The organism is Natronolimnobius baerhuensis (assembly GCF_002177135.1).
GTDB classification, from domain to species: Archaea; Halobacteriota; Halobacteria; order Halobacteriales; family Natrialbaceae; genus Natronolimnobius; species Natronolimnobius baerhuensis.
On sequence record NZ_MWPH01000001.1, the window covers coordinates 197,156 to 211,230 of the forward strand.

Genomic DNA, 14,075 nt, shown 5'->3' on the forward strand with positions numbered 1-14,075 from the left:
CCGACTCGGATTCTTTCGTTTCCCATTGTCAAACTCTCTGTTGCTGGTTCGTGCCTCGTTCTCGTCCACCGAGTCAGCCACCAGCACTGCTCTCAACGATTGTGTGACCGGGACGTCACTGTTCTCGAGGCGAGTTTCTCAATACTGCCTCTGTATTTGACTATCTCAAACACTTCTGGTTGTGTCAACCGGTCATCTCATAACATATTTGTATCTGGCCTGTCCCTGTACAAAGACGATACAAGCGGAGTACAGGACGATCAGGGCACCATGAGTGAGATAGTACACGGAGAGTACTGAGCGGCAATTCGACCGAGTATGGCACACACAAATTCCACCCAGACAGAACAGCGCCAGCAGCTATCGCTTACCGGAACCTGGCGATTTCGGGCGATGGGGACCGAACACGACGAGTGGCGACGCGGGACCGTTCCAGGCGACGTCTACACTGACCTCTACGACGCTGGCGTCATTTCGGACCCCTACGACGGCGACAATGAACTCACCCAACAGTGGGTCGGCAAAACTGACTGGATCTACCAGCGGACGGTCGACGTTCCCGAGTCGCTGCTCGCACACGACCGACTCGAGCTCGAGTGTCTCGGGATCGATACGGTCGCCGAAATTGCGGTCAACGGGACAACCGTCGGCGAGACGGACAACATGCATCGCCGATACGCATTCAACCTCTCCGAGGCCCTCGAGCCCGGCGAAAACCGAATTGCGGTCCGGTTTCGTTCGCCAGTCGAGTATGCAGCCACCCAGGCAGCGGAGTATCCCTATGACGTGTCACTGATTCGCTACCCCGTCGACCAACCGGGGCGAAACTTCATTCGGAAAGCGCAGTGTCACTTCGGCTGGGACTGGGGCCCGTGTCTCCCCGGCGTCGGCATCTGGCGCGACATTCGAATCGTCGGCTACTCGAGCCCGCAGATTTCCTATACGACGACCGAACAGACTCATCACGAGGACGGCGATGTCACGCTCTCAGTACGGGTTGGCACGGACGCGCCGACGGGTGGAACCTACCGCCTCGAGGCCGAACTCGACGGCGAACGGGCGACGCGAGAGGTAACGCTTGCAACGGGCGAGGACGAGGCGACGATAGCACTCACCGTCTCCGACCCCGACCTGTGGTGGCCGAACGGCTATGGCGAGCAGCCGCTGTCGACGCTCGAGGTGACGATTTCGGATGGGAAAGCGGCTCACACCGTGACCGACCGAATCGGCTTTCGCGACCTCGAACTCGTCAGAGAGTTGACCGAGGACGGTGGAGAGATGTTCGAATTCCAGGTCAACGGTGAACGGATCTACGCGAAAGGGGCCAACTGGATTCCAACCGAGAACCTGCGCGGGCGGATCGACGACGGAGACTACGAATCGCTGCTCTCGAGTGCTGTCGCGGCGAATATGAACATGATTCGGGTCTGGGGCGGCGGCTACTACGAACTCGAGCGATTCTACGACCTGTGTGACGAACTTGGGCTGCTCGTCTGGCAGGATTTCATGTTCTCGTGTGCGTTGTACCCCGCCACTGACGAGTTTCTCGAGTCCGTCGAAGCGGAGGTTCGCTATCAGGTGCGTCGACTTGCGAACCACCCCTCGCTCGCGCTCTGGTGTGGGAACAACGAAAACGAGATGTCGCTGGTCAACTGGTTCGACGACAACCCACACATCGAGGCGTTCTACACCGATTACGAGCGCCTCAACGATCAGACGATTGCACCCGTCGTCGCCGAAGAAGACCCCTCGAGAACGTTCTGGCCGGGGTCGCCCTCGAGCGGCGGGCTCTTCGCAGACGAGGGTGAACTCGACCCACACGATCAGTCTCGTGGCGACATTCACTACTGGGACGTCTGGCACGACGGCGAACCGTTCGAGGACTACCTGACTGTGAAACCGCGGTTCGTCTCCGAGTTCGGCTATCAGTCCTTTGCCTCGACGGACCTCCTTTCGACAGTGGTACCTGACGACCAGTTGAATCCGACCGCGCCGATTATGGAACACCACCAGCGCAATCCGGGTGGGAACAAGCGCATCCTGCAGCGGCTGGCGGATCACTTTCGCGTGCCCTTCGACTTCGACGACCTCGTCTATCTGAGTCAGGTACAACACGGGCTGGCGATGCAAACCGCAATCGAGCACTGGCGACGGCTGAAACCGTACTGCATGGGGACGCTGTACTGGCAACTCAACGATCTCTGGCCCTGCGCGTCGTGGTCGTCGATTGAATACGGCGGCGAGTGGAAGGCGCTTCACTACATGGCGAAGCGGTTCTACGAACCCGTGCTCGTCTCGTCGGTCCGACCCGGCCTCGAGCCGGGTGTCGACGACGGTGAGAAAGAACTGAACCTGAACACCGACGGCGAGAACGGCGAGCGCGACTGTTCCGTCGAGGTCTGGATCACGAGCGACCGCCCCGAGCCACTCGAGGGGACACTCACTGTCGAGGGCTACACGTTCGACGGTGAGCGGCTGTTCGCCCGAGAGGAAGGGGTCTCGCTTGAGGCTCAAGAGAGTCGTGCCGTTGCAACGGTGCCCGATTCAGCGTTCGGCGACGCCGATCCGACGTACGTATTCATCCGCTCGAGACTCGAGACGGACGCGCCGGTCGAGCCAGCCCCGGATTTCACCTTCTTCGAGCCGTTCAAGCATCTCGACCTCTCGGAGCCGGGACTCAGCGTCGAAGTCAAGGACGGAATTATCACTCTCGAGTCGAATGCAACAGCGCTGTTCGTCGAACTCGAGGCCCGGTCGCTGCCCGGTCGCTTCGCGGACAACTATTTCCACCTCGTACCCGGCGAGCAGGTTCGCGTCCCCTACGATGGAGATGAGGTGACGGATGCCACACTCGAGGCGGCGCTGTCGGTGCACAGCCTGTGGTCGACGTACTGACCGGCTGTCAGGACCACTGGCGAACCGGCGGTCCCGGCCGCCGTCATCACCTTTATCGTTCGGGCAGGTCGTTGTCACAGCATGGCACGAACCGCAGTCCAGCTGTACTCGCTCCGGGATATCGACGCATCACTGCCTGACATTCTCGATCTTGTCGGCGAGACGCCACTCGAGGGCGTCGAATTCGCCCTTCGAATTCGCGAGGACGACACCGATGTCGAGGCCGTTCTCGACGCACTCGAGCGCAACGATCTCGACGTTGCCGCCGCCCACGTCGGTCTCGAGGATCTCGAGGAGAACTACGACGAGATGATCGAGCTGTACGGCCGCCTCGGCTGTAAGACGCTCGTCGTTCCGTGGCTCGACCCCGAACACTTCGAGTCCGAAGACGCCGTCGCGGACGCGGCTGAACGACTCGAGGCTGTCAAATCGGACCTCGCGGACGACGGCTTCGACCTGCACTATCACAACCACGATCAGGAGTTTGTCGACCTCGGCGAGGCTGCAGCAATGGACGAACTACTCGCGCGGGCCGATATCGGCTTCGAGATCGACCTCGGCTGGGCACAGGCGGGCGGCGTCGACCCCGCCGAGTACGTCGAGAAATACGCCGACCGCATTTCGCTCGCTCACTTCGCCGACGCCGACGGCGAGACCATGGAGTGTGTCGAACTCGGTGCGGGTGATCTTGACCTCGAGGCCGTCACCGAGGCCGTCGAGCGCGCCGATGTCGAGTGGTACATCTACGAACACGACAATCCAGAAAATCCGCGCGAATCGCTCCGGAACGGTGCCGAGACACTCGAGTCACTCCGGTAAGACGTTGGACGGATATTTGGCTTCGTTTTCGGTCGTTGTTGGATCTGGCGAGAGGGACTCGGTGTCGATATCGAACGCCTCGGTGACTGTCACGCGGTTTTGGCTGCCACTGTGACAGTCTCTGCAGGTTCCGACCGTGGAGGGGAGCGGCCTCGAGTCTCCTGGCGACAGAATACGATATCGACACAACACTTTAGGGAGGAGGGTGCAACTACAGCGGTATGCATCTGCGGGGATCGAACCGACAGCGAGGTGTGTGGGTCAGATGAGTATGAGTGGCCGTGAGAAGTTCTGGGATTCTGTCTGTGACTACCGGCCGTACCTGCGCCTGCTGTTGGTCTTTACGACGACGTTGCTCGTTCTCACGCTGCTGGCGATGGGAATCGGCGACCAACAAACCGACGCCTATGTCATCTCACTGGTAACGATTGGACTTCTCGGAATCACGATTGTTCCGGCAGCATACTGCGTCTGGCGCTGCGGACAGGTCACGAACGAGTTCGAGAAACCGAAGTAATGCGCCTAACAACGCGGATATTTTCATAGAGGATCGAGTACAAGCAATCGGTAATTATATAACAATCTATCATCTGGTAGCATACGATGGCGACACAGCAACGGCACGCGACAGCACTGCGAACCGCGGTGCAGTCCGACCCTGAGGCAATTGACCACGAGGTCGTCGAATCGTGTTTCGATGCCGAACGAGCGAGTGACCGGACAACGGCGTTACAGGCCGTGTCGGTGCTTGCCACACACGACCTCGAGCAGGCTCTCGAGTACACTGACCGCGTTTACACTCGACTGACCGACGACGTGCTTGCCGTCCAGAGCGCAGCAGCGATGGCAGCGCTCTGTCTCGCACGCGAGCGACCGGAATCGATGGTTGAGGCGATCCCATCGCTTGTCGAGTTGCTCGAGCGGGATCCACCGTTGCTGCGATTTCGGGCTGCTGGCGCGCTCGCACCGCTGACGGAATCGCACGCATCGGCGTTCGTTCCGCACACTGACCGACTCCTCGAGTTGCTCGTCGACGGGCCGACGGTCGATGATCCACAGGAAATCGCTAACGATCCAGCGCTCTCCCCAGCCGAAAAGACGGCTCGAGTTTCGATGCTGACCGGCCGCGGAAGCGAACTCTCGCGAAGCCGGACGCGGTCGGTTGGAACGCGGGAAGTAATCGCGAACATCCTCGTTGAACTCGCGCGCATGGAGCCGGCGATGTGTGCGGATCGTCTCCCGGTGATTGTGCCAGCCCTTTCAGACGAGGAAGCCGCAGTTCGCGGTGGGGCCATCGAATTCGTTCGACACGTTGCTGAAGACGAACCCGACACAGTCGCACCTGCAATCGACCCGCTGCTGGCTTGCCTCGAGGACGAGGTCACGTTCGTTCGTGCTCGAGCGATTCGCGCACTCGGCTACGCGGAGGTGACGGTGGCAATCGATCCACTCCGGGAACTCGCTGACAGCGAAGAGAGTGATGACGTCGCGACACTTGCAACAGAGACGGCCGACTGGCTCGAGAGCGAACTCGAGGGGTAATCAGCCTCGAGTGGACAGTTCGGAAAAGCAGTAAACGGCTGTCTCAGGCGGTGTGTCAGGGTTTTCTGGCGGTGTAGTGAAATCTATACACTGGTCCATGTGTGTTGTTCACGAATAACAAATCCAATCATTTATGTAGGTTGACTCTGCATTGGAAATTGCATGGCAGACTATGGTAATATAGTGTCACGTCGAGATATGCTTGCTGTCACAGGGACAGCGGGTGCAGCCGCACTCGCAGGCTGTTTCGGCGGCGATGATAACGGGAACGGGAATGGGACCGACGATGGAAGCGCTGTCAACCCAGATCAGGAAGTTGTCGACCACGCGGACGCATACTTCCGGACGGCTGACGGTGAACATCAGATTACGGACTTTCAGTACAACCCGCATCCGTGGGCGGGCTACTCACACATTTCGTTTGCACTGTTCGCCGAGTGGACGAAATACCTCGTCGGACAGGACGATTACTATCCACACGCCGTTGAGGACTGGGACATCGACGATGGTGTGATGACGTTGCACATCAGCGACGAGTTCACCTGGGCCGATGGCGAGGAGGTCACCGCCGAGGACTTCGTGATGCAACTCGAGCTTCTGGAAGCGCTCGAGGACGACGTTTACGACTTTACCGACGCCGACGATATCGAAGCCGTCGACGACTACACGGTCGAAATTGGCTTCGATGAGGGGACAAACCACGACGTCATGCGCCACGTCGTCCTCGACCGCGACCTCGATCACCCGCCGGCTGACTGGGCCGAGGTCCACGAGCAAGTCGTCGATTCCGACGACCCTGCTGGCGACGAAGACATCGATGTCTTCGGCCACGACGTCGATGAGCCAACCCCGTCCGGCCCCATCGACCTCGAGGAGGTTCAGGAAGGCCGAGCACTGTTCGGCGTTCGCGATGATCACCACCTCGCGGACAACTTCAACTGGGAGGGCTACGAGATGGGCCACCAGTCCGGTGGGAACGAAGGCTTCCATCAAGCGTTTGCGGCACAGGAAATCGACGGCGTCCACAGTCTGTTCGCCGGCCCTGGCGCGCTCGAGCAGTTTCCGGACACGCTCGAGCAGATCCAGATTCCCGGTGGGTTCGGACTGGGAATGGTGTTCAATTTCGACGATGAACACTTTGGTCACCGCGAGGTTCGACAGGCGTTTGCCTACGCGATCAACACGGAGGAAGCAATCGCATCCGCCGGTGCGGACACGAAAATGGAGTTCCCGGTTCAGACCGGGCTGACGGTCCCCGCAATCGACGACTGGCTCGAGACGGACGAGTACGAGAGCTACGAGCAGGATCTGGACATGGTCGCCGAACTGCTTGAGGAGGCAGGCTACGAGCGAGAGGACGAAGACGACACCTGGGAACGAGACGGCGAGACGCTCTCCTTTGAGATTATCGCCCCGGCGGGATGGGGTGACTGGGTGACGCCGACGAGTACGATTGTCGACCAGCTCAATATCGCTGGCTTCGATGCGCAACTCCAGACGGAAGATCAGGGTGTCTGGAGCGATAATCTGGCGAACGGTAACTTCTCCGTTGCTGCCTACGGCCATACTGAGGGTGGTAACGCCTCGATGAACCATCCGTACTTCACCTTCCGATGGAAGTTCGAGAACCCAGACCACGGCCGACCGAACTTCTTCAACTATCCCGAAGACGAGGAGATCACCGTCGACGACGGCGATGGCGGCGACCTCACTGTCAATCCACGCGAGGAAATTTCGACGATTGCAAACTCGAACGACGACGACGAGATTCAAGACCGCGTCGAGAACCTCTCTCGGCTGTTCAATGAGGATCTGCCGATGTACCTCATCGATGAGAAGTACGAACAGTCGTTCCTCTCTCGAGACGGCTGGGAGTTCCCACAGCAGGATGATTCGGATCACTTCATGGCGTTCTGGCCGCTGTACTGGCTCGCAAAGCAGGACGAACTCAAGGCGACGGCCGCAGCAGAGAACTAACGAACGCGCACGATATCAGTATACGAACGCTCTATGAAGTGGTTTATCAAGCGGACGGGACAAGCACTCTTTACGCTCTGGGCGGTCGCGACGCTTTCGTTCGGGCTTATCCGGCTTATGCCAGGCGGTGCGGCAGATATGATGGCGACCCAGATTCAGCAAAACTCTCCCGGGACGAACATCCCACGAGAACAACTGCGAGAACAGATCGCATCGCAGCTACAGATCGACCCAGATGCACCGATTCACGAGGCCTACTACCAGTACATGTCGAGTCTGGCTCAGGGAGACTTTGGCTACTCGATTCGCTACGACGAGCAAGTCAACACCCTGATCGCCGACGTTCTGCCATGGACGCTGTTTCTGATGGCACTTGCAACGCTGGGAATGTTCGCGTTAGCACTGTCGCTTGGTGCAATCATGGCCTACAAAGAAGGATCGTACTTCGACCTCGCGAACACTGGGGTTGGCATCTTCCTCAGCTCGGTTCCGTACTACGTGGCAGCCGTTGTCTTCATCGCGGTGCTTGGCTATCGGACACCGCTGTTTCCGACCGGCGAGCGCTACCCATCGGGTGTCGATCCCGGACTCTCACTCGAGTTCATCTTCGGTGCGCTCCACCACGCCACGTTGCCCGCACTCTCGTTTATCATCACCGGCTACGGACTGCTCGCGCTGACGATGCGCGGCAACAGTATCCAGACGCTCGGTGAAGATTACGTCAGAGTCGCACAGTTGCGGGGCCTCTCTGACCGTCGAATCGCACTCCGGTACGTCGGTCGCAACGCCGTGTTGCCGCTGTATACCAGCCTACTGATCTCCATCGGATTCATGTTCGGTGGCTCGATCATCCTCGAGATCCTCTTTAACTACCGGGGGATCGGCTTCATCATGGAACAGGGGATCATCTACCGTGATATGCCGCTGATGATGGGGACGTTCCTCGTCATCACGTTCGGCGTGGTGATCGCAATCTGGATCGGCGATGCAACGTATGGCAAACTAGATCCGCGGATCAAATCGGGTGATGAAGGTGAAGCGTACTGACGACACACGCGATGACGACGTACGGCCGGATGGGGGAATGTTCTCCCAGTCTGAGATTACACAGGTTACACGCAAACAACGTGCTGAGGAGTGGATTACCGAATCGATTACCAAGCCGTTCCATATCGCCTGGTCGGACTGGCGAACGAAGATCGGCCTGTTGATCATCATCGGCTTCCTCGGCATGGGACTCGTTGCCTGGATCTCGTCATCAACGTGGTGGCTGCTGGATCGACTCACGCTGATTGAGCAACCGATTGCCGGTCAGGGTGCGCCCCGAACACAGCCGTTCGAGGATATGAGCCATCCGCTTGGGACCGATATGAGCGGCCGTGACATGATCTCTGGCGTCGTCCACGCGACACCGACGATGATTCAGATGATCCTCGCCGGTGCCGTCTTTACGATTATCGTCGCGACTATCGTCGGCACCGTCGCCGGCTACAAAGGCGGTCGGACGGAGACCATCCTCATGACCGCAAGCGACATCGCGATGACGATCCCCGGCCTCCCGCTGGTGATCGTCCTCGTCGTCCTGATCGAACCCCAGTCGCCGGCGATAATCGGCATCATCATCACGATCAACGTCTGGGCCGGGATTGCACGGACGATCCACTCCCAGGTCCTCTCGTTGCGAGAGAACTCCTACGTCGAGGCGTCGCGGACGATGGGCATCGGGACGGGAACGATCATCCAGAAGGATATCCTCCCGAATCTGATGCCGTACATCCTGGTCAACTTCGTGTTCGCCTCGAGGCGGGTGATCTACGACAGTGTTGCACTGTACTTCCTTGGGTTCCTCTCCTTTAGAGGGGTGGAAAACTGGGGTGTGATGATGAACCTCGCGTACGAAAACGCGAGTGCGTTGCTCAACCCCAACGCGACGTACATGCTGGTCGTCCCGATGTTGCCAATCGTGATCCTCTCGTTCGGCCTGATGCTGTTCGCACAGGGGACCGACCGACTGTTCAATCCACGCGTCCGCACGCGACACGAAGGGAAAACTGATCCAGATGACAGCGAGGAACCAGACCCAATGACGACGGTGGCACAATGAGCATGCACGAACAGGACTCCACAACTGATCGCGAACTGTACCAGACGGCCGATCCAATCGTCGAAATCAGAGACGCCGAAGTCGTCTTCGATATGGAGCGTGGCGTCTCGCGAGTCCTCGATAACGCCAATCTTGATCTCGAGCGAAACGAGATTCTCGGTGTCGTCGGCGAGAGCGGCAGCGGGAAATCGATGCTCGCCTCTGCGTTGCTCGATGCCGTCGTCGATCCGGGGATTCTCTCGGGCGAGATTACGTATCATCCCGAGGGCCGCGAGCCGATCAACGTCCTCGAACTCGACGATCAAGAGCTGAAACAACTGCGCTGGGAGGACATCTCGATGGTGTTCCAGGGCGCGATGAGTTCGTTCAACCCGACGATGTCCGTTGGTGCCCACTTCGAGGAAACGCTGAGTGCACACCACTACGACATCGACGAGGGGATGGCCCGTGCACACCAACTCCTCTCAGATCTGTACCTCGAGCCAGAGCGCGTCCTCGAGTCGTATCCCCACGAACTCTCAGGCGGGATGAAACAGCGGGCGTTGATCGCACTCTCGGTGATTCTCGAGCCGGACGTCCTCGTGATGGACGAGCCGACGGCGGCGCTCGACCTGTTGATGCAACGGTCGATTCTCTCCCTGCTCGAGGGGTTAAAAGAGAAGTACGATCTGACGCTGTTGTTCATCACGCACGATCTGCCGCTGGTTGCGGAACTCGCCGACCGGATGGCAGTCATGTACGCCTTCGAGATGGTCGAAATCGGTGCGACCGACGAGATTCTTGGGAACGCAGCACATCCCTACACGCGGGCACTGTTGAACTCGACGCCGAATCTCGACGCACCACTCTCGGAGATGCAGGCCATCGAGGGCTCGGCACCGGACCCTGTCAACGTGCCCGAGGGCTGTTCGTACCATCCGCGCTGTCCGCTTGCGGATGAGGAGTGTGAGTCGTCCGACCCGGACTATCAGGCGGTTTCCGACCAGCACAACGTCGCCTGCTATCACTGGGACCAGGCAGCCGCGGAAATCCCGTTCAATATCGAGGGCGATAGCGGGACGAACACGACGATGCACAGCGATACGACCGAGAGCGGCCGTGATGACCAACCACACCCCGATACCGCTGAACCAGCAGGTGATGAGCGATGACAAACGAGACACTCGTCTCACTCGAGAACGTCGAAGTGCACTTCGAAGAAGAGAAAGGACTGTTCGATTTCGGCGATCCAGACGTTGTTCGCGCCGTTGATGGCGTCTCGCTCGATATCGAAGAAAACGATGTGGTCGCATTGGTCGGCGAATCTGGCTGTGGCAAGACCACGCTCGGCAAGACCTCGATTGGGCTGCAGCGCCCGACTGGCGGCAGCGTCCGCTATCGCGGCCAGGACATCTGGGATGCCAAAGACGGCCGCGGCGATGTCGACACCCCCTACGATGAGATTCGTCGCTCGCTGCAGATCATCCATCAGGACCCCGGCAGTTCGCTCAATCCGAACCGCCGCGTGATGAAGATCCTCGAGGCGCCACTGAAGCGCTGGCAAGAGGAGATGAGCGCCGGCGACCGTCGCCGCGAGGTCCTCGAGATGTTAGAGCGCGTGGGGATGACCCCGCCGAACGATTACGCCGGCCGATACCCACACCAGCTCTCAGGCGGCGAGCAACAGCGGGTTGCACTCATCCGCGCGCTGTTGATGGATCCGGACCTCATCCTGGCTGATGAGGCGATTTCGGCACTCGACGTCTCGTTGCGCGTTGAAATGATGGATCTCATGCTCGAGTTACAGGAGCAGTTCGATACGTCGTTCGTCGCCGTGTCACACGACCTCTCGAACGCACGGTACTTCGCCTCACACGGCGATGGCCGGATCGGTGTGATGTATCTCGGTCGACTCGTCGAAGTCGGGCCGCCAGAGCAGATCATCAACAACCCGAAACACCCCTACACGAAGGTGCTTCGCTGGGCCACGCCGGACTTGCGGGCGGGTGCCGACGGTGGCGAGCCGCCGGTTCGAAAAATCGACATTCCGGACCCGAAGAATCCGCCAGCAGGCTGTCGATTCCACACGCGCTGCCCGAAAGCGCGTGAGGCGTGTCGTGGCGATACACAGCCACCGGCGTATCAGCTCAGCTCAGATCACAAGGTTGCGTGCTTCAGAGAGGATGACGGCCACGAGTACTGGTCGAGCAGTCCACTTCCGGGAACGGACGACGACCCCGACTCGACCGAGTCAGATGCTGCGTCATCCGTTTTGGACTGAGCACCAACGCGGCTAACTCGTTTGGCAGTGCCGGTACGAAGACTGGCATGTTGGTGCATATAATTTACTATTTTTAGAGTAAAAACTAATGTTTTATGTACTGGCTGCTGTAAGAGGGCGGTATGACCGAGCGAATCGAGTGTGATTCGAACGCGGAGACTGTCGCAGCGTTGCGATCCGAGCTGACGCTTTCGGAGAAAGTCGGGCAACTCGTTGGCACGTTTGTCGGGTCGATGGGTGATCGAGACATCTCTGTTGCTGATGCAAAATCGGAGGTCGTCGAAGACAACGTTGGCACCGTCGCGGCGTTTGGCATCGGTGTTTCTCGATATCACGACGCAGAACGCGTCGCCGAAATCGCGAACGAACTCCAGCGAACAGCACTCGAGGAGACCAGTCACGGAATCCCGCTCCTGTTGCCCGTTGATGCAGTTCACGGGCACGCGTACATTCACGACGCAACGGTGTTCCCTCACGGCCTCGGCGTCGCCGCAACGCGACATCCTGCGTATGCGCGGACGGCTGGCGAGATTACGGCGACTGAGATGCGAGCGACGGGTGCGAACGTGAACTATGGGCCAACGTCCGACGTGGCTCGAGACCAGCGTTGGGGACGAACGTTCGAAACGTACGGCGAGAGTCCGCTTCTGTGCGGGCGCTTCAGCGCGGCGGCGATTTCCGGGCTGGAATCGACGACTGACAGCCCGCGAGTCGCGGCGACGGCAAAACACTTCCCGGCCTACGGTGACTCGGCTGGTGGCGAAGACGCCGCCGTCGTGGACCGCTCGAGTACCACCATGTACAGTCAACTGCTCGCGCCGTTCGAGGACGCACTCGAGGAAGATCCCTCCATCGTGATGCCGTGTTACAACTCGATTGATGGCGAACCAGCCCACGGCTCGCGGCGGTATCTCACCGAACTGCTTCGTGAACGACTCGGCTTCGACGGGGTCGTCGTCTCCGACTGGGGCGGCGTCGATCATCTCCACGAAGACCACCGGGTGACAGCCTCCCAGCGCGGGTCGGCGAAACGGGCCGTCCAGGCCGGTCTCGATCAGGTCTCGGTTGGCCATGGCGAGTACGCTGCTCACCTCGAGTCGCTCGTTGAGGCGGGCGAACTCTCCGAAGAACGCATTGACGAAGCCGTCGACCGCATCCTCGCGCTGAAAGTCGATCTCGGATTGTTCGACGATCCGTTCGTCGACCACGAGCGAACGAGCGAGATCATTGGCCGGGACGATCACCGCGAGGCAGCCTACGAGACGGCCAAAGACTCCCAGACGCTCTTGAAAAACGAGGACGACCTGCTCCCGCTGTCGCCATCGCTCGAGTCAATCCTCGTTGCCGGACCGAACGCCGACTCGCTGCGCCACCAGTACGGCGGCTGGAGTGTCAAGCATCCAGAGGCGGACTCTGGAACGACCGTTCTCGAGGGCGTTCGAGACCGCGTCAGCGAGTCGACGACGGTTCGGTACGAACAGGGCGCGACGATGACCGAATCAGTCGATCCCGATGCGGTCAAATCCGCGGCGGCTGACTCGGACGTCGCTGTCGTCGTCTGTGGCGAGAACTGGTACTTCCATGAGTTCGGCCCGAACCAACTGGTCGGCGAGACTGGCGAGTTCCCGACGCGCTCGCAACTCGAGTTGCCACCCGCACAGCGGGAATTGCTCGAGACAGTTCACGCGACGGGGACGCCGACTGTTCTAGTGACCATCACGGGCCGTCCGCTCGCGATTTCGTGGGCCGACGAGCACATTCCAGCGATTCTCCAGTCGTACTACCCAGGCAGCGAGGGTGGCCGCGCTGTCGCGGACGTCCTGTTCGGCAAGCACAACCCCGCAGGCCGGCTTCCGATCAGCGTTCCACGGTCGGCCGAGCAGTTGCCCTCGAGATTTAATTACTACGCACACCCGACCCCAATCGGCGACGACGAGCATCCCGACACGTACGATCCACTGTACGAGTTCGGTCACGGTGAGAGCTACACCACCTTCGAGTGCTCGACCCTCGAGGTCGACGCCGACGAAATCGGGCCTGCCGAGTCCGTTCGGGCGACGATCACCGTCGAGAACACTGGCGACCGCGCCGGCGCTCGCGCGCTCGATTTCTTCCTGCGCGACGAGGTGAGTTCCATCGTCCGCCCAGTTCGTGAACACGTCGCCTTTACGCGTGTCTCGCTCGAGCCAGGCGAGTCGACGACCGTGTCGGTGACGATTCCGAACGCTGCACTCGCCGTGACCGACTCTCGAGGCCGCCGAACTGTCGAATCCGGGGCGTTCGAACTGACCTGCGAGGACTGTTCGACGACGTTCGAGGTTCGGTAGGGTCAGGCGCTGGTTCCAGAGACTGTCGCGCCGTATTTAAGGTTCGAAATCTGGGTTTCTCGTTTGTTGATGACCGGCAGCCAGTACAGAGTGACTGCGCTCGATTCGATTACACATGTGTATAGTATAATACTATGAATTTTGTTATATA

10 protein-coding genes are annotated in these 14,075 nt (G+C 59.6%); all 10 read left to right on the plus strand.

Going from position 1 to position 14,075, the window contains the following annotated elements; genetic code table 11:
- Positions 1–318: 318 nt before the first annotated feature.
- The 10 genes from B2G88_RS00985 (at position 319) to B2G88_RS01030 (ending at position 13,924) form a co-directional block, all read left to right on the plus strand.
- Positions 319–2,895 carry a beta-mannosidase gene (locus B2G88_RS00985; RefSeq protein ID WP_087713731.1) on the plus strand — a complete coding sequence of 859 codons (2,577 nt, stop codon included), beginning with the start codon at positions 319–321 and terminating at the stop codon, positions 2,893–2,895.
- 81 nt (positions 2,896–2,976) lie between these two features.
- A complete protein-coding gene (locus tag B2G88_RS00990) occupies positions 2,977–3,714 on the plus strand; it encodes a sugar phosphate isomerase/epimerase family protein (protein ID WP_087713732.1) in 738 nt (245 codons plus the stop codon).
- A 265-nt stretch (positions 3,715–3,979) separates the two neighbouring features.
- Complete coding sequence (locus B2G88_RS00995; RefSeq protein ID WP_054863452.1) at positions 3,980–4,231, plus strand: hypothetical protein; 252 nt, start codon at positions 3,980–3,982, stop codon at positions 4,229–4,231.
- 86 nt (positions 4,232–4,317) lie between these two features.
- A complete protein-coding gene (locus tag B2G88_RS01000) occupies positions 4,318–5,256 on the plus strand; it encodes a HEAT repeat domain-containing protein (protein ID WP_054863453.1) in 939 nt (312 codons plus the stop codon).
- 198 nt (positions 5,257–5,454) lie between these two features.
- Complete coding sequence (locus B2G88_RS01005; RefSeq protein WP_176393155.1) at positions 5,455–7,233, plus strand: ABC transporter substrate-binding protein; 1,779 nt, start codon at positions 5,455–5,457, stop codon at positions 7,231–7,233.
- Positions 7,234–7,266: 33 nt separating this feature from the next.
- Positions 7,267–8,280: an ABC transporter permease gene (locus B2G88_RS01010; RefSeq protein ID WP_054863458.1), complete on the plus strand. Its 1,014-nt coding sequence runs from the start codon at positions 7,267–7,269 to the stop codon at positions 8,278–8,280.
- Positions 8,261–9,337, plus strand: a complete 1,077-nt coding sequence (locus B2G88_RS01015) for an ABC transporter permease (protein ID WP_245835271.1) — start codon at positions 8,261–8,263, stop codon at positions 9,335–9,337. Before B2G88_RS01010 ends, B2G88_RS01015 begins: the two co-directional genes overlap by 20 nt.
- On the plus strand, positions 9,334–10,488 hold the full coding sequence (locus tag B2G88_RS20155; RefSeq protein WP_087713736.1) for an ABC transporter ATP-binding protein: 1,155 nt from the start codon (positions 9,334–9,336) through the stop codon (positions 10,486–10,488). The genes B2G88_RS01015 and B2G88_RS20155 overlap by 4 nt, the downstream gene beginning before the upstream one ends.
- Entirely contained in the window at positions 10,485–11,597 is a 1,113-nt protein-coding gene (locus B2G88_RS20160; RefSeq protein ID WP_054863460.1) for an ABC transporter ATP-binding protein, read from the plus strand. Before B2G88_RS20155 ends, B2G88_RS20160 begins: the two co-directional genes overlap by 4 nt.
- A 122-nt stretch (positions 11,598–11,719) precedes the next feature.
- On the plus strand, positions 11,720–13,924 hold the full coding sequence (locus B2G88_RS01030) for a glycoside hydrolase family 3 N-terminal domain-containing protein (RefSeq protein WP_087713737.1): 2,205 nt from the start codon (positions 11,720–11,722) through the stop codon (positions 13,922–13,924).
- Positions 13,925–14,075 lie beyond the last annotated feature (151 nt).